17 protein-coding genes are annotated in these 23,544 nt (G+C 69.9%); 7 read left to right on the top strand and 10 right to left on the bottom strand.

Features of this window, described 5'->3' with window-relative positions:
* Positions 1 to 111 precede the first annotated feature (111 nt).
* Together ACP4E5_RS12015 and ACP4E5_RS12010 are read left to right on the top strand one after the other, a co-directional pair.
* Positions 112 to 1,383 carry an ABC transporter substrate-binding protein gene (locus ACP4E5_RS12015; protein WP_425841231.1) on the top strand — a complete coding sequence of 424 codons (1,272 nt, stop codon included), beginning with the start codon at positions 112 to 114 and terminating at the stop codon, positions 1,381 to 1,383.
* A 194-nt stretch (positions 1,384 to 1,577) separates the two neighbouring features.
* The gene (locus tag ACP4E5_RS12010; RefSeq protein WP_425827809.1) at positions 1,578 to 3,353 is read left to right on the top strand and encodes an ABC transporter ATP-binding protein; all 1,776 of its coding nucleotides are present in this window, start codon (positions 1,578 to 1,580) and stop codon (positions 3,351 to 3,353) included.
* 271 nt (positions 3,354 to 3,624) lie between these two features.
* Here the strand turns inward: ACP4E5_RS12010 and pssA are convergent, their stop codons facing one another.
* The 9 genes from pssA to ACP4E5_RS11965 form a co-directional block, all read right to left on the bottom strand.
* Positions 3,625 to 4,428 (bottom strand): CDP-diacylglycerol--serine O-phosphatidyltransferase, encoded by an 804-nt coding sequence (gene pssA / locus ACP4E5_RS12005; protein WP_425841229.1) that lies wholly within the window; start codon positions 4,426 to 4,428, stop codon positions 3,625 to 3,627.
* Between the two features lie 34 nt (positions 4,429 to 4,462).
* Complete coding sequence (locus tag ACP4E5_RS12000) at positions 4,463 to 5,119, bottom strand: phosphatidylserine decarboxylase (protein ID WP_425827807.1); 657 nt, start codon at positions 5,117 to 5,119, stop codon at positions 4,463 to 4,465.
* A 193-nt stretch (positions 5,120 to 5,312) separates the two neighbouring features.
* Positions 5,313 to 6,518, bottom strand: coding sequence for an acyl-CoA dehydrogenase family protein (locus tag ACP4E5_RS11995; RefSeq protein WP_425827805.1), 1,206 nt, complete (start codon positions 6,516 to 6,518; stop codon positions 5,313 to 5,315).
* Between the two features lie 2 nt (positions 6,519 to 6,520).
* Positions 6,521 to 7,033 carry a MaoC family dehydratase gene (locus ACP4E5_RS11990; RefSeq protein WP_425827803.1) on the bottom strand — a complete coding sequence of 171 codons (513 nt, stop codon included), beginning with the start codon at positions 7,031 to 7,033 and terminating at the stop codon, positions 6,521 to 6,523.
* 7 nt (positions 7,034 to 7,040) lie between these two features.
* On the bottom strand, positions 7,041 to 8,003 hold the full coding sequence (locus ACP4E5_RS11985; RefSeq protein WP_326022380.1) for an HpcH/HpaI aldolase/citrate lyase family protein: 963 nt from the start codon (positions 8,001 to 8,003) through the stop codon (positions 7,041 to 7,043).
* On the bottom strand, positions 8,000 to 10,048 hold the full coding sequence (locus ACP4E5_RS11980; RefSeq protein ID WP_425827801.1) for a protein meaA: 2,049 nt from the start codon (positions 10,046 to 10,048) through the stop codon (positions 8,000 to 8,002). The genes ACP4E5_RS11985 and ACP4E5_RS11980 overlap by 4 nt, the downstream gene beginning before the upstream one ends.
* A 32-nt stretch (positions 10,049 to 10,080) precedes the next feature.
* On the bottom strand, positions 10,081 to 11,418 hold the full coding sequence (gene ccrA / locus ACP4E5_RS11975; RefSeq protein WP_425827799.1) for a crotonyl-CoA carboxylase/reductase: 1,338 nt from the start codon (positions 11,416 to 11,418) through the stop codon (positions 10,081 to 10,083).
* 477 nt (positions 11,419 to 11,895) lie between these two features.
* The gene (locus ACP4E5_RS11970; protein ID WP_425841226.1) at positions 11,896 to 12,735 is read right to left on the bottom strand and encodes a TetR family transcriptional regulator; all 840 of its coding nucleotides are present in this window, start codon (positions 12,733 to 12,735) and stop codon (positions 11,896 to 11,898) included.
* Between the two features lie 266 nt (positions 12,736 to 13,001).
* Positions 13,002 to 14,786: a 3-hydroxyacyl-CoA dehydrogenase family protein gene (locus tag ACP4E5_RS11965; RefSeq protein WP_425827797.1), complete on the bottom strand. Its 1,785-nt coding sequence runs from the start codon at positions 14,784 to 14,786 to the stop codon at positions 13,002 to 13,004.
* A gap of 346 nt (positions 14,787 to 15,132) precedes the next feature.
* Here ACP4E5_RS11965 and ACP4E5_RS11960 point away from each other — a divergent pair, with 346 nt between their 5' ends.
* Positions 15,133 to 15,705, top strand: a complete 573-nt coding sequence (locus ACP4E5_RS11960) for a HEAT repeat domain-containing protein (RefSeq protein WP_425827795.1) — start codon at positions 15,133 to 15,135, stop codon at positions 15,703 to 15,705.
* Positions 15,706 to 15,726: 21 nt separating this feature from the next.
* Here the strand turns inward: ACP4E5_RS11960 and ACP4E5_RS11955 are convergent, their stop codons facing one another.
* Positions 15,727 to 16,770, bottom strand: coding sequence for an Rv2578c family radical SAM protein (locus ACP4E5_RS11955; RefSeq protein ID WP_425827793.1), 1,044 nt, complete (start codon positions 16,768 to 16,770; stop codon positions 15,727 to 15,729).
* Between the two features lie 192 nt (positions 16,771 to 16,962).
* On the opposite strand from ACP4E5_RS11955, the gene ACP4E5_RS11950 reads away from it, so the two are divergent.
* The 4 genes from ACP4E5_RS11950 to ACP4E5_RS11935 all read left to right on the top strand — a co-directional run bounded on the left by ACP4E5_RS11950 (position 16,963) and on the right by ACP4E5_RS11935 (position 23,508).
* On the top strand, positions 16,963 to 17,406 hold the full coding sequence (locus ACP4E5_RS11950) for an SRPBCC family protein (RefSeq protein ID WP_425827791.1): 444 nt from the start codon (positions 16,963 to 16,965) through the stop codon (positions 17,404 to 17,406).
* A gap of 208 nt (positions 17,407 to 17,614) precedes the next feature.
* Positions 17,615 to 20,035, top strand: coding sequence for an MFS transporter (locus ACP4E5_RS11945; protein WP_425827789.1), 2,421 nt, complete (start codon positions 17,615 to 17,617; stop codon positions 20,033 to 20,035).
* Positions 20,036 to 20,315: 280 nt separating this feature from the next.
* On the top strand, positions 20,316 to 22,697 hold the full coding sequence (locus tag ACP4E5_RS11940) for an ATP-binding SpoIIE family protein phosphatase (RefSeq protein WP_425827787.1): 2,382 nt from the start codon (positions 20,316 to 20,318) through the stop codon (positions 22,695 to 22,697).
* 85 nt (positions 22,698 to 22,782) lie between these two features.
* Positions 22,783 to 23,508 carry a class I SAM-dependent methyltransferase gene (locus ACP4E5_RS11935; RefSeq protein ID WP_425827785.1) on the top strand — a complete coding sequence of 242 codons (726 nt, stop codon included), beginning with the start codon at positions 22,783 to 22,785 and terminating at the stop codon, positions 23,506 to 23,508.
* Positions 23,509 to 23,544 lie beyond the last annotated feature (36 nt).

The raw sequence follows: 23,544 nt of genomic DNA, 5'->3' as shown, positions 1-23,544 counted from the left end.
GCATTGGGGTCCCTGTCTGCGCGGCGGCGTTCGGGCGAACGACAGGGACCCCAATGCAGGCCCTGTGCAGCTCGCCGCCCGGCGCGCCCGGAAACACCCTCAGGAGGACGCATGACCACCCGCACCCGATCTCGTACGATCACCGTGTCCGCCATGGCCGCGCTGCTCGCGCTGACCGCCGCTTGCAGCTCGAAGGCCAAGGACGACGGCGGTGACAAGCAGAGCGCCGGCGGCATCAAGACCGGCAAGGGCATCACAGGCAAGACCATCAACCTCGGCGTCCTCACCGACATGACCGGCGTCTACGCGACACTCGGCAAGAGCGTCACGCAGGCGCAGCAGCTCTACGTGAAGCAGTTCAACGCGGCGGGCGGCGCCTGCGGCTACAAGGCCAAGCTCACCGTGCGCGACCACGGCTACGACCCGCAGAAGGCCGTCGCCGGCTACACGGAGCTGGCGCCCGACGTGCTCGGCTTCCCCCAGTTCCTCGGCTCGCCGTTCGTGGCCGCCGTCAAGCAGCGCATCGACGGCCAGGACAAGGCGGTCGTGCTGCCGCAGGCCTGGTCGGCGCATCTGCTCGGCAGTAAGTACGTGCGCGTCATCGGCTCGACGTACGACATCGAGACGATCAACGCGATCGACTTCCTGATGAAGGAGAAGGGCCTCAAGAAGGGCGACAAGCTCGGCCACGTCTACTTCGAGGGCGACTACGGCGAGAACGCGCTCCAGGGCTCGACGTACATGGCGAAGGAAGCCGGGCTCACCGTCGTCGAGCAGAAGATCAAGCCGACGGACAACGACATGACCGCCCAGGTCTCCGCCCTGAAGAAGGCCGGCGTCAAGGGCGTGGTGATCAGCGCGGGCCCGCGCCAGGCGGCGTCGCTCGTCGGCGTCGCGGCGGCGGCGAAGCTGAACGCGCCGATCATCGGCAACAACTCGGCCTACTCACCACAGCTGCTCGGCACGCAGGCGGCCCCCGCCCTGCTGAAGAACTACTGGGTCGCCTCGCCCTCGCTGCCCATCGGCGCGGACACCCCGGAGGCGAAGAAGCTCGTCGCCGACTACAAGAAGGCGTACCCGAAGGACTCGCTCGACAACGGCGTCGTCGCCGGCTGGACCGCCGCGGCCGTGTTCGGCGAGGCACTGAAGAAGGCCTGCGAGAGCAAGGACCTCACGCGCGAGGGCGTCGACAAGGCGCTGCTGTCCCTCAGCGACTTCGAGAACGGCTTCGGCGTCACCCAGGACTTCTCCGACCCGCAGGCCCCGTCCTCACACGAATCGGTGATCCTGCAACCCGACAAGTCGGCGGTCGGCGGCATGAAGGTCGTGCGTCAGCCGTCCGAGTCCGAGGAGGCCAAGGGCTTTACGCCCAAGGCGGGTTGACGCCCGCGGGAGCCGGTCGCGCCGGGGCATCCGTACACGCCCCGGCCTGGCCGACACACCCCGCCTCGCCCCGAAAACACGTGGACCGCCCGCACCCCGCCACGGGACACTCCGATGCTCGGCCCCACTACGGCCGGTAACCCACACCCCTCCAACACCCAAGGGACGGGATCGGATTGACCTCATCACGCGAAGTGCCACCGAGTCGCGGCTCGGTACTGCTCGCACTCCGCTACTACGGACGGGAGCTGGCCCGGGCACGCCGGTTCGCGGTCCCCGCGATGCTGCTGCCCGCGCTCGGCAACATCGGACTCTTCTACCTCGCACCGCTCGTCGTCGCCAAGATCGTCGGCCACCTCGCCGACGGCGGCGAGCGCACCCTCGGCGCGCTGCTGCCGTACATCCTCGTCTTCGCCGGCGTACTCCTCGCCGCCGAGGTGCTGTGGCGCATCGGATTCCACTGCATCAACCGGCTCGAGGCGGGCGCCATCTCGCGCCTGTACGTGATCGGCATGGACGAGCTGTACGCGAAGGACGCCACGTTCTTCCACGACAACTTCGCGGGCTCGCTCACCAAGCGAGTCCTGAGCTTCGCCTCCCGCTTCGAGGAGTTCGCCGACGTACTGATCTTCAACGTGATGGCCAGCTTCGTGCCCATCGTGTTCGGATCGGTCGTGCTGTGGCGGTACGAGCCGTGGCTCGTCGTCGTGCTCCTGGCGATGATCGCGATCACCGGGCTCTGCGTACGGCCCCTGATCCGTCGCCGCCAGAAGCTGGTCAACGCGCGCGAGGCGGCCTTCACCCACATGTCGGGGCACGTCGCCGACAGCCTGATGAACATGGAGACGGTCCGCGCCTTCGCCGCCGAGGAGCGCGAGGCCGCCGAGCACCGGGAGCGGGTCGCGGACGCGCGCGGCCACATACTGCGCGCCTGGGACTACGGCAATCTGCGCGTGGACACCCTCGTCGCCCCGCTCTCCGTGCTGACCAACGCCCTCGGTCTGCTGCTCGCCGTCGCCCTCGCGGGCAGCGGCCAGGGCGTCGAGGCGATCGTCGTCGCGTTCACGTACTTCACCAACGCGACGCGGATCATGTTCGAGTTCAACCAGATCTACCGCCGTCTGGAACGCGCCATGACGGAGGCGGCCCAGTTCACGGAGCTGCTGCGGGACAAGCCGAAGGTGCTCGACCCGGCCGAGCCCGAGGAGCCCCAGGGGTCCTCGGCCGCCGCCGTCCGCTTCGAGCGGGTCGCCTACGCGCACGAGGGCTCGGGCCCGCTGTTCACCGGCCTCGACCTGACCGTGCCCGGCGGCACACGGCTCGGCCTGGTCGGCCGCTCCGGCGGCGGCAAGACGACACTGACCAGGCTGCTCCTGCGCATGATGGACATCGACGACGGGCGCATCCTGATCGACGGCCAGGACATCTCCAAGCTGCGCCAGGCCGACCTGCGGTCCCTGATCGCGTACGTCCCCCAAGAGCCGGCCATGTTCCACCGCAGCCTGCGCGAGAACATCGCCTTCGCCAGGCCGGGGGCGAGCGCGGACGAGGTCCGGCGGGCGGCGGAGGCGGCGCACGTCACCGAGTTCGCCGACACGTTGCCCGAGGGGTTCGACACGATGGTCGGGGAGCGCGGCATCAAGCTCTCCGGCGGCCAGCGCCAGCGGGTCGCGCTCGCCCGCGCGATCCTGCGGGACGCCCCGATCCTGCTCCTGGACGAGGCGACCAGCGCGCTCGACTCCGAGAGCGAGCTGCTGGTGCAGGAGGCGCTCTGGCGGCTCATGGAGGGCCGCACGGCGCTGGTGGTCGCCCACCGCCTGAGCACGGTGGCCGGAATGGACCACCTCGTCGTCCTGGACCACGGCCGCATCGTGGAACAGGGCACCCACACCGACCTCCTGGCCGCCCACGGCACGTACGCCAACCTGTGGCAGCACCAGTCGGGAGGCTTCCTGGAGGAGGTGGCGTAAGCCTGGCGGCGCCGTGGCTCGGGCCTCGCGAAGCACCTGCCCGGCACCGGGGCGCCGCCGTGCCCACCCTGCCGCCCAAGGCGGCAGATTGGCCAAGGCGGGACGGCACCATCAAGCCCCGGCGGCGATTGAGTCTTTCAAGCCCCGCCGGCGATTGAGGCGCGGGGTCCGGGGCGGAGCCCCGAGGCCGCAACCACGGCGCCGCTGACACGAAAAAGACGGTGGGCCCGAGCCAAAAGGCTCGGGCCCACCGCCCACACGTCCCGCCGGGCTACGGCAACTGCGCCGCACGCGCCTCACGCCGGTTCCCGCGGAAGTTGTTCACCCGCCGCGCCGTCGCGAAGAGCGGAATCACGGCACCGAGAACGACCTGCAGCGTGCAGCCCGTCGCAAGGAGCAGCTGCCCACCGGGCGCGTCGAACGCCCACGCCGCCAGCAGCCCCATGCTCGCCACGATCCACGCCAGCATCGCCACCGCGAGCCGCCCCCGCGGCTTCGGGTACTCGACACGGCTGACCATGAGCCACGCCGTACCGATGATCGCGAGGAGCGTCGCCACGAAGGGCAGCTCGAGCAGCACGATCGAGACGACGGTCAGCGCGCCGAACGGCGACGGCATCCCCTGGAAGGTGCCGTCCTTCACCGTCACGCACGAGAACCGCGCAAGCCGCAGCACCACCGCCAGCAGCACCACGATGGCGCCCACAGCGGCGACTCTCTGGTGCGCGTCGTCGGCGACCATCCCGTACACGAGCACGAAGTACGCGGGCGCCAAGCCGAAGCTGATGAGGTCCGACAGGTTGTCCAGCTCCGCGCCCATCGGCGAGGAACGCAGCTTGCGCGCCACCAGACCGTCGAACAGGTCGAAGATCGCGGCGGCGAGCATCAGGATCACGGCGGTCGCGGCGGAGTGCCGCGCCATGCCGGAGTCCGAGCTGCCCTGGATGTGCGGGATCAGGATCCCGGTCGTCGTGAAGTAGACGGCCATGAAGCCGCACGTGGCGTTGCCCAGCGTGAGGGTGTCCGCTATCGACAGACGCAGCGAGAGCGGCATCTCCTCCGTGCCGTCCGCCATGTCCGAGTCATCGGCCCAGGCCTGGGTCTCGGGGTCAGTCACGGTCAATTCGGGTCACCCCAGCCACCGTATTCTGGCCGACCTCGACGTCGGCCTCGACGCCCTCGGGAAGGTAGATGTCGACACGCGAACCGAAGCGGATCAGGCCGATCCGCTCGCCCTGCTCGACCTTCGTGCCCTGGGGGATGTACGGCACGATGCGGCGGGCGACGGCGCCGGCGATCTGCACCATCTCGATGTCACCGAGCTCGGTGTCGAAGTGCCAGACGACGCGCTCGTTGTTCTCGCTCTCCTTGTTGAACGCCGGGACGAAACCGCCGGGGATGTGCTCGACGGAGGTCACGGTGCCCGCGAGGGGAGCGCGGTTCACGTGCACGTTCAGCGGGCTCATGAAGATCGCGACGCGGGTACGCCCGTCCTTCCACGGCATGATGCTCTGCACCACACCGTCGGCCGGGGAGATGACCCGGCCCTCGGCGATCTCGCGCTCGGGGTCGCGGAAGAACCACAGCATGCCGGCCGCCAGAGCGGTGGTCGGGACGGCGAGTGCTGCTGCCTTCTTGGAGCGACGCGAGCGCGCCAGGCTGAGGGCAGCCGTGGCGACGGTCGGGAGAAGCCACGGCGAGGCTCCGCGCGCAAGACGTCCCTTGAGGACGCCGTCGCGTGGTGCAGAGATTTGGCTGTGGGGCATGGATGACCTTCGTAGCGGATGAGGCCGCGCAGTTTACGGGGGACGGCGGCTTTTCCGGGGATGCTATCGGTTGCGAGCCACAACTGGGCAAGCCAGGAAGCCACATCGGACGGTAGGCGTCCCCCGGAGCGCGCCTACGGGGTGTGATCTTCTTCGCGAAGAAACACCCCGTAAACGGACATCTGGCCCAGGATCAGCCTTGGGATCGATACTCCTCGAGGAGTCGACGACCAATGATCATTTTCTGGATCTCGGCGGTACCTTCGCCGATCAACAGCATCGGGGCCTCGCGGTAGAGGCGCTCGATCTCGTACTCCTTGGAGAAGCCGTAGCCACCATGGATCCGGAACGCGTCCTCGACGACTTCCTTGCAGTATTCGGAGGCCAGGTACTTGGCCATCCCTGCCTCGAGGTCGTTACGTTCCCCGGAGTCCTTTTTGCGTGCTGCATTGACCATCATCGCATGGGCGGCCTCGACCTTGGTGGCCATCTCGGCCAACTTGAACTGGATCGCCTGGTGCTGCGCGATGGGCTTTCCGAAAGTGTGCCGTTGCTGCGCGTAATCGACACCCAGCTCAAATGCACGCTGTGCGACGCCGCAGCCACGCGCGGCGACATTCACGCGCCCGACTTCTACGCCGTCCATCATTTGGTAGAAGCCCCGGCCGGTCTCTCCGCCCAGTACGCGATTGGCCGGAATGCGCAGGTCATCCATGATGAGTTCGGTCGTGTCGACGCCCTTGTACCCCATCTTGTCGATCTTTCCGGGGATGGTCAGGCCCGGACGGACCTCACCGAAACCGGGTTCCTTCTCCACGAGGAACGTCGTCATCGACTTATGGGGCGCGGAGCCCTCCGGGTGACCTTCATCACTTCGCGTGAGAACGGCCACAAGCGTTGACGAACCGCCGTTCGTCAGCCACATCTTCTGGCCGTTCAGACGGTAACTGTCGCCGTCCTTAACCGCCTTTGACGTGATGGCCGACACGTCGGAGCCAAGTCCCGGCTCCGACATGGAAAATGCGCCGCGCACCTCACCGAGCGCCATGCGGGGCAGGAAGTACTCCTTCTGTTCCTGCGTCCCGTGCTGCTTGAGCATGTAGGCGACGATGAAGTGGGTGTTGATGATGCCGGAGACCGACATCCAGCCGCGCGCTATCTCCTCCACACACAGCGCATACGTGAGCAGTGACTCGCCCAGACCCCCGTACTCCTCGGGAATCATCAGCCCGAACAGGCCCAACTCCTTGAGCCCGTCGACGATCTGTTGCGGGTACTCGTCGCGGTGCTCGAGTTCGGTCGCGACCGGGAGGATCTCTTTGTCGACGAAGTCCCTGACCGTGGAGAGGATTTCCCGCTGCACATCGGTCAGGCCGTGGGTCTGGGCGAGTCGGCTCATGGCTACTTCTCCTGCTGCTTCAGTTCCGGACGGCCGGGCTGTTCGCCGCCGCGCTCCTTGATGTACGTCTCGGTCGGCACCATCACCTTGCGGCGGAAGACGCAGACGAGCGTGCCGTCCTGCTTGTAGCCCTTGGTCTCCACGTGGACGATCCCGCGGTCCGACTTCGACCTGGACGGAGTCTTGTCCAGGACGGTCGTCTCGCCGTAGATGGTGTCGCCGTGGAAGGTCGGCGCCACGTGCTTGAGCGACTCGATCTCCAGGTTGGCGATCGCCTTGCCCGACACGTCCGGAACGGACATCCCGAGGAGGAGCGAGTAGATGTAGTTCCCGACGACGACGTTCTTGCCGAAGTCCGTCGTCTTCTCCGCATAGTTCGTGTCCATGTGGAGCGGGTGATGGTTCATCGTCAACAGACAGAAGAGGTGGTCGTCGTACTCCGTGACCGTCTTTCCGGGCCAGTGCTTGTAGACGTCCCCGACGGTGAACTCTTCGTAAGTGCGGCCGAACTGCATGATGTCGCTACGCCTCCGGGATCTCGAACTTCGACGTGCGCCGCATACCGGCCGCACGCCCCTTCCCGGAGATGACCAGCGCCATCTTCCGGCTGGCCTCGTCGATCATCTCGTCGCCGAGCATCGCGGAGCCCTTCTTGCCGCCGGCCTCGGACGTGCAGTAGTCGTACGCGTCCAGGATCAGCTCCGCGTGGTCGTAGTCCTCCTGGGAGGGCGAGAAGACCTCGTTGGCGGCCTCGACCTGGCCGGGGTGCAGGACCCACTTGCCGTCGAAGCCGAGGGCGGCGGCGCGGCCGGCGACCTCGCGGAAACCGTCGACGTTCTTGATCTGCAGGTACGGGCCGTCGATCGCCTGGAGGTCGTTGGCGCGGGCCGCCATCAGGATCTTCATCAGGATGTAGTGGTACGCGTCGGCACCGTAGCCGGGCGGCTGCTCGCCGACGACCAGGGACTTCATGTTGATGGACGCCATGAAGTCGGCCGGGCCGAAGATGATGGTCTCGGTGCGCGGCGAGGCCTCGGCGATCGCGTTGACGTTGTTGAGGCCCTGCGCGTTCTCGATCTGCGCCTCGATGCCGATCTTGCCGACCTCGAAGCCCATCGTCTTCTCGATCTGGGTGAGCAGGAGGTCGAGCGCGACGACCTGCTCTGCGCTCTGCACCTTCGGCAGCATGATGCAGTCGAGGTTCTGGCCCGCGCCCTCGACGACGGTCACGACGTCGCGGTAGGTCCACTCGGTCGTCCAGTCGTTGACCCGCACGACGCGCGTCTTGCCCGTCCAGTCGCCCTCGTTGAGGAACTTGACGATGGTGTGCCGCGCCTCGGGCTTGGCGAGCGGGGCGCAGGCGTCCTCCAGGTCGAGGAAGACCTGGTCGGCGTCGAGGCCCTGGGCCTTCTCCAGGAAACGCGGGTTCGAGCCGGGTACGGCCAGACACGAGCGGCGCGGGCGAAGGCGGTTGACCTGGGTCATGCGGGGACCTCCAGTGGGTCGAGGTGGTTCGCTGTGCGGATCTCGTCGACGATACGACCGATGATCTCCGTGATGCCGAAGTCCTTGGGGGTGAAGACGGCGGCGACACCCGCCCGCTTCAGGTCCTCGGCGTCGGCGTTGGGGATGATGCCGCCGACGATCACGGGGATGTCGGTGGCGCCCGCCTCACGCAGGCGGGCGAGCACGTCGGGCACCAGCTCGGCGTGCGAACCGGACAGGATCGACAGGCCGACGCAGTGCACGTCCTCGGCGAGGGCGGCGGACACGATCTGTTCCGGGGTGAGCCGGATGCCCTGGTAGACCACCTCGAACCCGGCGTCGCGGGCCCGTACGGCGATCTGCTCGGCGCCGTTGGAGTGCCCGTCGAGGCCCGGCTTGCCGACCAGCAGGCGGAGCTTTCCGCCGAGTTCGTCGCCGGTGCGGCGGACCTTCTCGCGGACCTCGGCCATCGGCGTGCCCTCCTCGGCGGCGACGGCGACCGGCGCCGACGAGACGCCCGTGGGGGCGCGGAACTCGCCGAACACCTCGCGCAGGGCCGCGGCCCACTCGCCGGTCGTGACGCCGGCGCGGGCGCATTCGAGGGTGGCCTCCATGAGGTTCTCCGTGCCCGCAGCGGCCTCCTTGAGGCGGTCGAGCGCCTGGCCGGTGGTCGGGTAGAGGAACGGATCGCCCATGCCCTGCCGGTCGGTGGACTCCTCGCGCGTCGTGCGCCAGTCGTCGATGGCGCGGACGACCCTGGCCTCGACGTCGTGGTCCACCGTCATGATCGCGGTGTCCAGGTCGGCGGTGAGCGGGTTCGGCTCGGTCGACTCGTAGACGTTCACGCCGACGATCTTCTCCTCGCCGGCCTCGATGCGGGCGCGGCGTTCCGCGTGCGAGGAGACGAGCTGCGACTTGAGGTAGCCGGACTCGACGGCGGCCATGGCGCCGCCCATCTCCTGGATCCGCTCGATCTCGGCGAAGGACTCGGCGACCAGCTCGTCGACCTTCTTCTCGATGACGTGCGAGCCCGCGAAGATGTCCTCGTACTCCAACAGGTCGCTCTCGTGGGCGAGGACCTGCTGGATGCGCAGGGACCACTGCTGGTCCCAGGGGCGGGGGAGGCCCAACGCCTCGTTCCAGGCCGGGAGTTGGACGGCGCGGGCGCGGGCGTCCTTGCTGAGTGTCACGGCCAGCATTTCGAGGACGATCCGCTGGACGTTGTTCTCCGGCTGCGCCTCGGTCAGGCCGAGGGAGTTGACCTGCACCCCGTACCGGAAGCGGCGCTGCTTCGCGTTCTCGACGCCGTACCGCTCGCGCGTGATCTGGTCCCAGATCCGCCCGAACGCCCGCATCTTGCACATCTCCTCGATGAACCGCACACCGGCGTTCACGAAGAAGGAGATGCGGGCCACGACGTCCCCGAACTTCTCCTCGGGGACCTGCCCTGAGTCGCGTACGGCGTCGAGAACCGCGATGGCGGTGGACATCGCGTAGGCGATCTCCTGGACCGGCGTGGCCCCCGCCTCCTGGAGGTGGTAGCTGCAGATGTTGATCGGGTTCCACTTCGGCATGTTCGCCACGGTGTACGCGATCATGTCGGTGGTCAGGCGGAGCGAGGGCCCCGGCGGGAACACGTGGGTGCCCCGCGACAGGTACTCCTTGACGATGTCGTTCTGCGTCGTGCCCTGGAGCGCGGCGAGGTCCGCGCCCTGCTCCTCCGCGACCACCTGATAGAGCGCCAGGGTCCACATGGCGGTGGCGTTGATGGTCATCGAGGTGTTCATCTGCTCCAGGGGGATGTCCTGGAACAGCCGCCGCATGTCACCGAGGTGGGACACCGGGACGCCGACGCGGCCGACCTCACCCCGCGCGAGGATGTGGTCGGGGTCGTACCCGGTCTGGGTCGGCAGGTCGAAGGCGACCGACAGACCCGTCTGCCCCTTGGCGAGGTTGCGCCGGTACAGCTCGTTGGACGCCTCGGCCGTGGAGTGACCGGCGTACGTGCGCATCAGCCACGGCCGGTCCTTCTGACGCTCAGTCATCTGCACTGTCTCCTACGGGAGTTCAGAAGGTCTCAGACGTTCCGGAACCGGTTGATGGCGTCGATGTGCTGCGCCCGCTTCTCGTGGTCGCGCACGCCGAGGCCCTCCTCGGGGGCGAGCGCGAGGACGCCGACCTTGCCCTGGTGGAGGTTGCGGTGCACGTCGTACGCGGCCTGGCCGGTGTCCTCCAGCGAGTAGACCTTCGACAGCGTCGGGTGGATCTTGCCCTTGGCGATGAGCCGGTTGGCCTCCCACGCCTCGCGGTAGTTGGCGAAGTGCGAGCCGATGATCCGCTTCAGCGACATCCACAGGTAGCGGTTGTCGTACTCGTGGTTGTAGCCCGACGTGGACGCGCAGGTGACGATGGTGCCGCCCTTGCGCGTGACGTAGACGGAGGCGCCGAAGGTCTCGCGGCCGGGGTGCTCGAAGACGATGTCGACGTCCTCGCCGCCGGTGAGTTCGCGGATCCGCTTGCCGAACCGCTTCCACTCGCGCGGGTCCTGGTTGTGCTCGTCCTTCCAGAACTTGTAGCCCTCGGCGTTGCGGTCGATGACGGCCTCGGCGCCCATGGCCCGACAGATATCGGCCTTCTCGGGGGAGGAGACGACACAGATGGGGTTGGCGCCGCCGGCGAGCGCGAACTGGGTGGCGTACGAGCCGAGTCCGCCGCTCGCGCCCCAGATGAGGACGTTGTCGCCCTGCTTCATGCCGGCGCCGTTCCTCGACACCAACTGCCGGTACGCGGTGGAGTTCACGAGGCCGGGAGCGGCGGCCTCCTCCCAGCTGAGGTGGTCCGGCTTCGGCATCAGCTGGTTGGACTTCACGAGCGCGATCTCGGCGAGTCCGCCGAAGTTCGTCTCGAAGCCCCAGATGCGCTGCTCGGGGTCGAGCATCGTGTCGTTGTGGCCGTCGCTGGACTCCAGCTCGACGGAGAGGCAGTGCGCGACGACCTCGTCGCCGGCGTGCCAGGCGTTCACGCCGGGGCCGGTGCGCAGCACGACGCCCGCGAGGTCGGAGCCGATGATGTGGTACGGCAGGTCGTGACGCTTCGTCAGCTCGCTCAACTTGCCGTAGCGCTCCAGGAATCCGAAGGTCGCCATCGGCTCGAAGATCGAGGTCCAGACGGAGTTGTAGTTGACCGAGGAGGCCATCACGGCGACGAGTGCCTCGCCGGGGCCGAGCTCGGGGATCGGCACGTCGTCCAGGTGGATGGACTTGCGCGGGTCCTTGTCGCGGGTCTCGAGCCCGGCGAACATCTCCGTCTCGTCCTTGTGCACGGTGATCGCGCGGTACGAGTCGGGGAGCGGCAGAGCGGCGAAGTCGGCAGACGTGGCGGTCTGCGACTGAATCGCGTCCAGGATTTCCTTCACGGTGGTGCCTCCGGCGAAGAGCGTTTTGAGGGGGAACGCTGGTCGGGGTCTGGCTCAGGGCTGCGGTGGTGCTGAGGGTGTGCCGTCGGTTCGGCGGGGTGGTGCTGTGGCAGCGCTTGGTGTGGCGCGGAAGGTTGCCTGTGACGCAGGCGTCCGGGCGCGCGAATCACGGTCGTACGTGCCTCGCGGGGACAGCCATCGCACGGAAGTTTTCTGTGCGCCGGCCGCCCGGACACCTTCAACGTATGGCACAGCGTGACAACGCACAAGGCACTGCGTGCCATGAATTTCGCTCAGGTGAATTTTTTGCTGTTCAAGTGAGCGATGATCGATCAGGCGAGGTCAGGGGCTGGTTTCCTTGCCGGGAAAGGATCGATGATCGATCGCCGGGGTGGGAGGGGGCGCGACGGAGGAACGTAAAAGGCGCCTCACCTGGCACGCAGTGCCAGGTGAGGCGCCCTAGAAGCGGTGGCCCCGCTACCGGTTCTTCAGCGCCTCTTCGATCGTGCGCATGACCTCCGGAAGCGGCGCGTCCGTGCGGGCCACCGTCACCAGCACCTCGCCGTTCTGCGAGACCTGCGCGGGGGCCGAGGACGACGCGGCCGAGGACGCGGCCGGGGTGCGGCCCGCGCCGATGCCGGTGCCGAACGTGCGGCGGACGATCGCGAAGGCGTGGTCGAGCTGGGTCTCGACGTCGCCCTGGCCGCCGGCCCGCAGCCAGCGCCGCAGGACGTGGTTGTGGGCGGTGACGACGGCGGAGGCGGCCACCTCGGCGAGCAACGGGTCGTCATTGCCGTCGTGGTGGGCCTGCTCGTCGAAGTGGCCGAGGAGATAGCGCGTGAACAGCCGCTCGTAGCGGGAGACCGAGGCGATCTCGGCCTGGCGCAGCGTCGGCACCTCGCGGGTGAGCTGGTAGCGCGCCACGGCCACCGAGGGCGAGCCCGCGTACATCTTCATGACTTCCTTGATGCCCCGGCACACCGTGTCCAGCGGGTGCTCCAGGGGCGGCGCCGCGTTCAGCACGGCCTCCGCGCGCACCAGGGTGTCGTCGTGGTCCGGGAAGATCGCCTCTTCCTTGGAGCGGAAGTGGCGGAAGAACGTGCGCCGGGCGACCCCGGCGGTCGCGGCGATCTCGTCGACCGTCGTCGCCTCGTACCCCTTCGTGGCGAAGAGTTCCATCGCCGCGGCCGCGAGCTCGCGGCGCATCTTGAGCCGCTGGGCGGCGGCCCGGTTGCCCGCGGCGCTCTCCGGGGCGTCGGGCGTGGCGGAGGTACGAGGGGACTGGTCGGCCTTGGACATGACCCGAACGTACTGCATGTACGTGCCCGGCGGTGCCCCGGTCAGCGGGCCGCCCGACTCCCCGAGCAGCCCACCCCAACCGGATTCGGCCTCCCCGACCGAATCAGCGGCAGGACCTGTCTGGCAGATCTGGCCGGAGTCGCGGGTCCTGGCACCCCCATCTGCGGCGTTGTCGTCAATCACCATCTTCCCCGAGCTCTCGACTCCGCTCGAGCAGGGGAGGCCGCCCGTGACCAGCCCGACCCTCCCCCAGCCTTCGGCCGGGGGAGCCCCCTGAACAGGCCCTACGCATATTCGCGGAAACCACGGCCCGTCTTGCGGCCGAGGCAGCCCGCGGCCACCAGGTGCTCGAGGAGCGGTGCCGGGGCGAGGCCCGGGTCGCGGAACTCGTGGTGCAGCACGCGCTCGATGGCGAGGGAGACGTCCAGGCCGACCACGTCGAGGAGTTCGAACGGGCCCATCGGGTAGCCGCCGCCGAGCTTCATCGCGGCGTCGATGTCGTCGAGCGACGCGTAGTGCTCCTGAACCATCTTGATCGCGTTGTTCAGGTACGGGAAGAGCAGCGCGTTCACGATGAACCCGGCCCGGTCCCCGCAGTCCACGGGGTGCTTGCGGACCTTGCGGGTCAGCTCGCGGACGGTGGCGTGCACCTCGTCGGAGGTGAGCACCGTGCGCACGACCTCGACGAGCTTCATGGCCGGCGCCGGGTTGAAGAAGTGCATCCCGATGACGTCCTGCGGGCGCGAGGTGGCGCGGGCGCAGGCGACGACGGGCAGCGAGGAGGTCGTGGTCGCGAGGATCGCGCCGGGCTTGCAGACCTTGTCGAACGTCGCGAACAGCTGCCGCTTCACGTCCAGGTCCTCGGCGACGGCCTCCAGGGCCAGGTCGACGTCGGCGAACGCGTCGTAGGACCCGGCGGGGGAGATGCGCGCGAGCGTCTCCTCGGCGTTCTCCGCCGTCATCCGGCCCTTGTCGACGGATCGCTTGAGCGACTTGCCGATACGGGACTTGGCCGTCTCCGCCTTCTCCTCGCTGCGGGCCGCGAGCACCACGTCGTACCCGGCCTTCGCGAAGACCTCGGCGATCCCGGAGGCCATCGTCCCCGAGCCCGCGACGCCGACGGAGCTGACCGTGCGCCCGGGCCCGGTGAGCGCGTCGCTCAGCGGCGTCAGCGCGTCGCGCACCACGACGGAACTGCCCGGCGCCTCGTACGTGTAGAACCCGCGTCCCGCCTTGCGCCCGGTCAGACCCGCCTCGCTGAGCTGCTTGAGGACCGGGGCGGGGGCGTGCAGCCGGTCGTGCGACTCGGCGTACATGGCGTCGAGGACGGTACGGGCGGTGTCGACGCCGATCAGGTCGAGCAGGGCGAGGGGGCCCATCGGCAGCCCGCAGCCCAGCTTCATCGCGGCGTCGATGTCCTCGCGGGAGGCGTACTTGGCCTCGTACATGGCGGCGGCCTGGTTGAGGTAGCCGAAGAGCAGCCCGTCGGCGACGAAACCGGGCCGGTCGCCGACCGCCACCGGGTCCTTGCCCAGCTCGATGGCGAGATCGGTGACGGTGGCGACGGCGGCCGGCGCGGTGAGCACGCTGGACACCACCTCGACGAGCTTCATCGCCGGCGCCGGGTTGAAGAAGTGCAGGCCGAGGACGCGCTCGGGCCGCGCCGAATCGGCGGCGAGCCGCGTCACCGACAGCGCGTTGGTGCCGGTCGCGAGGACCGTGTCGGGGCGCACGACGGCGTCGAGTTCGCGGAAGACCTGCTGCTTGATCTCGTACGACTCCGGGACGACCTCGATCACCAGGTCCGCGTCGGCCGCGGCCTGAAGGTCGGTGAACGTACGGAAGCGGGCGAGCAGATCCGCCCGCTGCCGCTCGGTGAGGTGCTCGCGGCGCACCGCACGCGCTGTCGAGGCCTCCAGGGACGCCACGGCCTGCGCGGTGGCGGACTCGCTGATGTCGATGCCGACGACCTCGCGCCCGGCACGCGCCAGGACCTCGGCGATGCCGATGCCCATGGTGCCGAGGCCGACGACGGCCACAGTTGAGATACGGGACAGGGGAGCGTCCATCTGGGAACTCCAGAAGATGAGGGTGAGGACTGCTGCGACTGAATCCACCGCACGCGCGTGACCGGCAGGCGCGGGGTGCGCGTGCTGCCAACAGGCGTAAGCAATGCGGGAGTTGAATCGAACCGGCGGCCCTGTCCCGGGGCCGAGCCGTACTGCGGTACACACGGGTACCGAACCGACAGACACTCACGGCGGCTGCGTCACCAGGCCGCCGCGAGCGGTGCTGCGGGAAGTATGCCCCGCTCACCTGAGCTTAACCAGCGAGTAACGAGCGCGCCAGCCCTCACTGTTGGAAGGTCGCTGTGATCTACGTCGCCGCAGGCCGTGCGCGTCTACTCTCGACGTCATGGACGAAGAGTCGCGAACGGTAACGGAACGCATCCGGAAGGAATCCGGCGGAACGCCCGCGTTCGAGCAGCTGGCCGCCTCCCACGACAGGGACGAGCTGGCCGCGGTGCTCACCGCCCCGCAGCAGCCGCTGTGGGCGCGGGAACTGGCGGCGTACCGGCTCGGCATGGCGGGCGACGACCGCGCCTTCGAATCCCTCGTCCTGCTGCTCAATCACCGTGACCCGCAGCGCTGCGCCGCGGCGGCGCAGGCGCTCGCCGCGCTCGGCGACCCACGCACGGCGCGGGCGGCCGCCGCCCTCGCGACCAACGAACTCCGCGTCGCCTACGCCCTGTACCCCATCCGCCTCCTCACCCAGCTCCGCGCCCCGGAGTCGGCGCCGGCCCTGATCGCCACGCTCCGCCGCCGCCTCGTCCCGCACGACCCGTACCGCAAGGTGGCGCTCGCCTGCGTCGAGGGCCTGGGCAGCCTGGCCGACCCCCGCGCCCGCGAGGTCCTCACGGAAGCGGCCGGCCACCAGCGCCTCGCGATGGCGGCGGAGGCGGCACTGGCGCGCCTGCCGCGGGGGTGACCGGCTCTCGCCGGGGCGCGGTCACAGCAAGGTGAGTTGAGTCGGGGACTCGGGTGACGGGGTCTCCTCGCGCGCGGGGATGCGCCGGGGCGTGGTCGCCGCCCGGGACGGGCCGATGCCGAACTCCTCGGCCAGTTCGTGGACCTGGCGGGTCACCCGGCGCTGGTACCACTTCGGGGCGTAGGCGCCCTCCGCGTACAGGCGCTCGTAGCGGCGCACCAGGTGCGGGTGGTGCTGGGCGAGCCAGCCCATGAACCACTCGCGGGCGCCGGGGCGCAGATGCAGGACCAGTGGGGTCACGGACGTCGCGCCCGCCTGGGCGATGGCGCGGACCGTCGCCCGCAGCTGGTCCGGGTGGTCGCCCAGGAAGGGGATCACCGGGGCCATCAGGACCCCGCAGCCGACACCCGCGTCGGTGAGGGCGCGTACGACATCGAGGCGGCGCTCGGGCGCGGGTGTGCCCGGCTCGACGGTGCGCCACAGCTCACGGTCCACGAAGCCGACCGAGACGGAGATCCCGACGTCCGTCACCTCGGCGGCCTGGCGCAGCAGCGGCAGGTCGCGCAGGATCAGCGTGCCCTTGGTCAGGATCGAGAACGGGTTCGCGTAGTCGCGCAGCGCCTCGATGATGCCGGGCATCAACTGGTAGCGGCCCTCGGCCCGTTGATAGCAGTCGACGTTCGTGCCCATCGCGATGTGCTCGCCGTGCCAGCGTCGCGAGGCGAGATGGTGGCGCAGCAGCTGCGGCGCGTTCACCTTCACCACGATCTGGCTGTCGAAGCCGAGCCCGGTGTCGAGATCCAGATACCGGTGGGTGTTGCGGGCGAAACAGTAGACGCACGCGTGCGTGCATCCGCGGTATGGGTTGACGGTCCACTCGAACGGCATCCGGGACGCCCCCGGCACCCGGTTCACGATCGACCGGGCCCGGATCTCGTGGAACGTCACCCCGCGGAATTCCGGGCTGTCGAACGTGCGGCTCACCACCGCGTCCGCGCCGAACAGCGCGGCGTCGCGGGTCCGCCCGTGGTCGGTGGGCCCGTCCGTGAGGTTCTCCCAGCGCATGACGCCTCCTCGGTAGCACTGACCACAGAATAGAACACATGTTCCCTTGATCGTGCGAACCCTGCCCGATAAGGGCCGGGACCCGATTTGGGCGGCCGGTACGGAGGGTGGTTGGCTTGCCACAGCCCATGGGCCGGGCCGCACGCTCCCGCCCGGGCCGCCACTGAAGAACCGATTGCTGGAGGAAGTGCCATGGCGCAGGTCGAGGCCACCACGGAACGTGTCGTCGCCGCGAAGCCGGACGACGTCTTCGACGCCCTCGCCGACTACAGCGGCACGCGCGCGAAGATGCTGCCCGAGCACTTCAGCGAGTACGAGGTGCGCGAGGGCGGCGACGGCGAGGGCACGCTCGTGCACTGGAAGCTCCAGGCCACCAGCAAGCGCGTGCGCGACTGCCTGCTCGACGTGACCGAGCCGACCGAGGGCGAACTCGTCGAGACGGACCGCAACTCCTCGATGGTCACGACGTGGCGCGTCACGCCGGCCGGCGACGGCCAGTCCCGCGTCGTCGTCACGACCGTGTGGAACGGCGCGGGCGGCATCGGCGGCTTCTTCGAGAAGACCTTCGCCCCCAAGGGACTCGGCCGCATCTACGACGCCGTGCTCGCGGGACTCGCGACCGAAGTCGAGAAGTGACCCCCGCGGGCGGCCAGTTGTGACCCTCGCGCACTGATCCGCCGCTCACCGATTCGAGTGGTCTTCATTCCGCCGCCGTTGTACGCCGTAGGGCTCCCACCGGCGGATACGTCGCTCCGGCCCACCTGAACAGCGCCTCGTCGCGCTTGCCCCCAGTTGTCGCGCAATGCGAGAAATGGCCGCGCAAGGGTGACGAGGGGAGCTGCAGGTGGGCACGGTGACGCTGGTGACCGAACCGGTCGGGGGTCCGGTGACCCCGCCCGAGCTCCCGCCCGATCCCCCGCCGGAGCCGCAACGGCCCGCGGAACCCGCCGAGTTGCCCGGCCACGGGCTCAGCCCGCGCCGCGTGCGCATGGTCTTCGTCGGCCTGATGCTGGCGCTGCTGCTCGCCGCCCTCGAGCAGATGATCGTCGCCACGGCGCTGCCCCGGATCGTCGGCGAACTGCACGGCCTGGACAGGATGTCCTGGGCGATCACCGCCTACCTGCTGACCTCCACCATCGGCCTGCCGATCTACGGAAAGCTCGGCGACCTCTTCGGCCGCAAGGGCGTCTTCCAGTTCGCCATCGTCGTCTTCATCATCGGCTCCGCGCTCGCGGGCCGCGCGCAGACGATGGACCAACTCATCGCGTTCCGCGCCCTCCAGGGCGTCGGCGCGGGCGGACTCATGATCGGCGTACAGGCGATCATCGGCGACATCGTGCCGCCGCGCGAACGCGGCCGCTACATGGGCCTGATCGGCGCCGCGTTCGGCCTCGCCTCGGTCGCGGGCCCGCTGCTCGGCGGCTACTTCACCGACCACCTGTCCTGGCGCTGGTGCTTCTACATCAACGTCCCGTTCGGCCTGCTCACCCTCGTGGTGACGGCGATCGTCCTCAAGCTCCCCAAGCCCACGAAGAAGCCCCGACTCGACGTCCTGGGCGCCCTGTTGCTGGCGGTGGCCTCAACATGCCTCGTGCTTCTGACCAGTTGGGGCGGGACCGAGTACGAGTGGGGCGACCGCGTCATCATCGGGCTCGGCGCGGGCGCCCTCGCCTCGACGCTCCTCTTCCTCCTCGCCGAGCGGTTCGCCGCCGAACCCCTCATCCCGCTGCGGCTGTTCCGCGACTCGGTGTTCAACGTCAGCGGCCTCGTCGGCATGGTCGTGGGCGTCGCGCTGTTCGGCGCGGCGAGCTATCTGCCGACGTTCCTCCAGATGGTCGACGGGGCGTCGGCGACCGAGTCGGGCCTCCTGATGCTGCCCATGATGGGCGGGGTCGTCGTCGCCTCCATCGTCTCCGGCCAGCTCATCAGCCACACGGGCCGCTACAAGCTCTACCCGATCCTGGGCGGCGCGCTCTCGACGGCGGGCATGTACCTCCTGTCCCGCCTCGAAGCGGATACCCCCCGCCTCGAATACAGCGTCTACATGGCCGTGTTGGGCGCGGGCATCGGCCTGATCATGCCGGTCCTCGTGCTCGCCGTGCAGAACTCGGTACGCGCCTCGGACCTCGGCACCGCCACCAGCGCCAACAACTACTTCCGGCAGATCGGCGGCAGCGTCGGCGCCGCGATCTTCGGCACGCTCTTCGCGAACCGGCTCGCCGACTCCCTCGCCGACCGGGTTCCGGACACCGGGCGCGGCCTGCCCGACGCCGAGTCCATCACCCCGCAGCTCGTGCACGCGATGCCCGCGGCGCTGCGCACCCCGTACATCGAGGCGTACGCCGACGCGATGCCCCGGATCTTCCTCTACCTGGTGCCGGTCCTCGTCCTGGGCCTGCTCCTCGCCTTCTTCCTCAAGGAGACCCCTCTCTTGTCCAGTTCCGCCGGTACCGTCGGCTCCGAGACCCCGCTCATCCCCTCCCAGGAGCGCAGCACCGCCTACGCCGCCGGGGTCCCGGTCTGCGGGACCGTACGGCACTCCGACGGCACGCCGGTGCCGCGCGCCGCGCTCACCCTCATCGACGTGGCCGGCTCCCAGATCGGCCGCGGCGCGAGCGGCGACGACGGCCGCTACGCGCTCGCGACGCCCGGCACGGGCTCGTACGTCCTGATCGCTGCGGCGGGCGGCCACCAGCCGCAGGCCGTGACGGTCACGGTCGGCGAGCGCCCGGTGGACCTGGACGTGGTGCTGGGTGGCGCGGGCCGCCTGGCGGGATCGGTCGTGACGGCGGACGGAGCGCCCGTACGCGAGGCCATCGTGACGCTGACCAACGTCCACGGCGAGGTCGTGTCGACGACCCGCAGCGGCCGCGAAGGCACCTACGTCATCACGGAGTTGGTGGCCGGCGAGTACACCCTGGCCGCCAGCGCCCCGGCGTTCCGCCCGGCCGCGCTGCCGGTGACCGTGATGGCCTCCCGGGAGACCCGCCAGGACGTGGAGCTCGCGGGCGGGGCGATGCTGCGGGGGACGGTGCGGGCGGGTGGAGGTCGCCCGGTGGAGGATGCCCGGGTGACGCTGCTCGATGTCGCGGGCAACGTGGTGGACACCCTGACGACGGGCCCGGACGGCACCTTCCGCTTCGTGGACCTGGCCTCCGGCGAGTACACGGTGATCGCCGCGGGCTACCCGCCGGTCGCCACGGTCCTCCAGGTAGCAGGCGGCGGCCGCACCGAACGCGACCTCCAACTGGGCCACGAGGACTGACCCGTACGGCGGCCGGGTCCCTCGCTTTGCCCACCCCGCCGCCCAGGGCGGCAGACTGCCCACGCCGGGATCGGCGGCGGGGTGGGCAAAATCTAGCCCCTGCGGCGATTGAGCAGCGGGGTCCGGGGCGGAGCCCCGTGGCCGGGGACCGGGTAGCCGCAACGGGAAGTCAAGGGGCGCGCGGGAAATCCCCGTAAGCCGCCCCCCGTCAACCGGCGGAGCCGTACCGTGGAAAGAGGCGGCACGCACCCCCGGCGCGCCGAAGGAAAGGAACACGGCGATGGACGGCACCGGTCAAGCCCCGCAGGGCCGCGTCCCGCTGGCCGTCGTACTCGTCGACCACGCGGGCCGCGTCTCGCACTGGAGCAGCGGCGCCCGCCGCCTCTTCGGCCCGCCCAAGGAGGACGCGGTGGGCCGCCCCGCCGCCGACCTGCTGCCGGTCTCCGGCGCGCTCCCCCAGGAGGGCCCCGCGCCGCACGACTTGGAGGAGTCGCTCGGCGGACACCTGTCCTACCCGGCCGCCGGGCGGGCCCGCCTCGACACCAGCGCGGAGCCCCGCGACCGCATCGACGTCCTGTGGTGGGCGTACCCCCTGGTGGGCCCGGGCCCCGAGCGGCTGCTCGTACTGGCCGCCGACGCCCGGAGGCTGAGCGGCGGCGAGGGACCGGAAGTCGAGCGCATAGCCCCCGCGTTCGCGCTGCACACGGACTTCCCGGCGGCCGACGAACTCGCCCGCAAGCTGCCCGAGATCCTGCCGAGCATGAGCGTCTCCGAGAGTGCCCGGATCGTGTCGCAGGTGCTCGAACTCGGCTATCCGGTCCTGGAGTTCAGCCAGCACGACCGGGTCCCCGTCACCGCGGACTGGGGCGTCTCCCGGCGCACGGAGCGCCAGGCGCGCCGCGCGGAGGCCGCCCGCGGCGCAGCGCCGGGTGTGCCGTCCCCGCGCGCGCCCCTCGACGACGCCGACACCGCGGAGGACCTCGAGTACGCGGCCGTGCGCGACCGCCTCGAATTCCTCAACGAGGTGAGCGGGCGCATCGGTTCGTCCCTCGACCTGTCCCGCACCATCGTCGAGGTCAGCCGCGCGGTCGTGCCACGCTTCACCGACGTGGCGGGCACGTATCTGCGGGAGCAGGTCGTCGCGGGCGAGGGCTTCCCCGAGGGCGCGCCCGACGCCACCACGATGTGGCACCGCGTCGCCCTGGAGCACACCGACGAACCGGGCCGCTGGGACGATGTCGTACCGGTCGGTGAGTCCATGCCGTTCCCGGTGCACACCCCGTTCTTCCAGTGCATGACCAGCGGCGAACCCGTCCTCGTGCCGTACATCTCGGAGGAGATGGGTAACGCGATCGCGTCGCAGTTCGAGAAGCGGGACATCCGGCCGCTGATCAACCATCGGTCGATGCTGGTGGTGCCGCTGAAGGCCCGCAATGTCGTCCTGGGCTTCATGATCCTGCTGCGCCACCAGGAGCGTCCTGTCTTCAACGACATGGACCGCGTGACCGGTGCCGAACTCGCCGCGCGGGCCGGCCTCGTACTCGACAACGCGCGCATGTACACGTACCAGGAGGCCGTCGCGGAGACGCTCCAGGACAGCATGCTGCCGCACATCGAGCCGCACGTGCCGGGCGGCGACATCGCCACCCGCTATCTGCCGGGCACGCTGCTCGGGCGGGTCGGCGGCGACTGGTTCGACTCCATCAAGCTGCCGGGCGCGCGCACCGCGCTCGTCGTCGGCGACGTGATGGGACACGGGCTCAACTCGGCGGCGATGATGGGTCAGTTGCGGACCGCCGTGCAGACCATGGCGGCGCTCGACCTGCCGCCCGCCCAACTCCTGCGCAATCTCGACGACCTGGCACAGCGACTCGGCGACACCTACCTCGCGACGTGCCTGTACGCCGTCTACGACCCCATCGCGGGCGAGCTGCACCTCGCCAACGCCGGGCACATCCCGCCCGTCCTGGTGCGCGCCGCCGACGGCGGCAGCGAACTCCTCGAACTGCCCACGGGCGCGCCGATCGGCGTAGGAGGCGTGCCCTTCGAGTCCGTACGGGTCCCGGTCGCGCCCGGCGACCGCCTGGTGATGTGCACGGACGGCCTGGTCGAGGTGCGCGGCGAGGACATCGGCGTGGGGCTCGCGACGCTCTGCGAGTCCGCCGCCCACCCGGCCGCGTCCATGGACGACGCCTGCGACACCATCATCCGCTCGCTGGCCACGAGGGGCGGCCGCAAGGACGACGTGGCGCTGCTGCTCGCGCGGCTCAACGGGTTCGCGGGGGACGACGTCGCGCAATGGACCTTCGCCCCGGAGCCCGCGGAGGTGCCACGCGCGCGTGCTCTCGTCCGCGAGCAGCTCGGGCGGTGGGGCCTGCCGGGGATCGCGGACTCCGCGGAACTGATCGTGAGCGAACTCGTCACCAACGCCGTCCGCCACGCGCGCGGCGGGCCCGTCCACGTGCGCCTGGTGCGCTCCGGGACGCTGCTGTGCGAGGTCGAGGACACCGAGGACGCGCTGCCGACGCTGCTCAACGCCGGCCCTGGCGACGAGTTCGGGCGGGGCCTGCGCGTGGTGGCGCGGCTCTCGCGCGCGTGGGGCACGAGCCGCACCGCGACGGGAAAGACGGTGTGGTTCGAACTTTCCGCGTCGTCTCGGTGAAGGTGCGTACGGCGCGCTTGTGGGGCGTGTCCGGGAGCGGTAGACCGATCTGACACTTCGGCTGCCGCATCCTGGGGAGGGTTCCATGAGCGTGAGCGAGCGCTACAGGGAAGCGTGGGAGAGCTTCTGGGAGGACGCCTCGCCCGAGCCGGGCGGCGTCTTCTGGGACTCCGAGCCCGCACTCACGGCGGGACTCCATCTGGCTCTGTTCGAGCCGGAGTTGGCGACGCCGGGCCTTCCCGTGGTCGACCTCGGCTGCGGCAACGGCACGCAAACCCGCTTCCTCGCCGACCGCTACCCGAGAGTCGTCGGCGCCGACCTGTCGGCGGTCGCCCTCGGCCGGGCCCGCGAGTCCGACCCGGCGGGACAGGCCGACTACCGGGAGCTCGACGCCACCGACAAGGACCAAATGGGCTCACTGCACGCCGAGTTGGGTGACGTCAACGTCTATATGCGTGGCGTGCTGCACCAGAGCGACCTCGCCGACCGGCAACTGCTCGTCGACGCGATCGCGGCGCTCGTCGGCGAGCGCGGGCGCGGCTTCGTCGTCGAGCTGTCGGAGCGGGCGCGGCCGATCCTGGAGGCGCTCGCGACGGGCCCCGCCGGGCCGCCGCCCAAGCTGGGCGAGGTGTTCTCGCACGGCATCGCGCCCGGCGAGGTCTCGGACGAGGCGGTGCCCGAGTACGTGGCGTCGGCGGGCCTCTCGGTGCTCGCGGCGGGGGAGCTGCCGCTCGTGACGACGGAATTCTCGGCCGACGGCGGTCGCATCGAGCTGCCGTCGACGTGGCTGGTGGTGGGACGGGCCGGGTGAGCCGCCGCGCCGCCGCACCGCTCTGACGAGCGAGAA

Source organism: Streptomyces fractus, from assembly GCF_049844455.1.
In the GTDB taxonomy this organism is placed as follows: Bacteria; Actinomycetota; Actinomycetes; order Streptomycetales; family Streptomycetaceae; genus Streptomyces; species Streptomyces fractus.
Note: the sequence above shows the minus strand (reverse complement) of the source record. Positions and strands in the feature narration are given on the sequence as shown.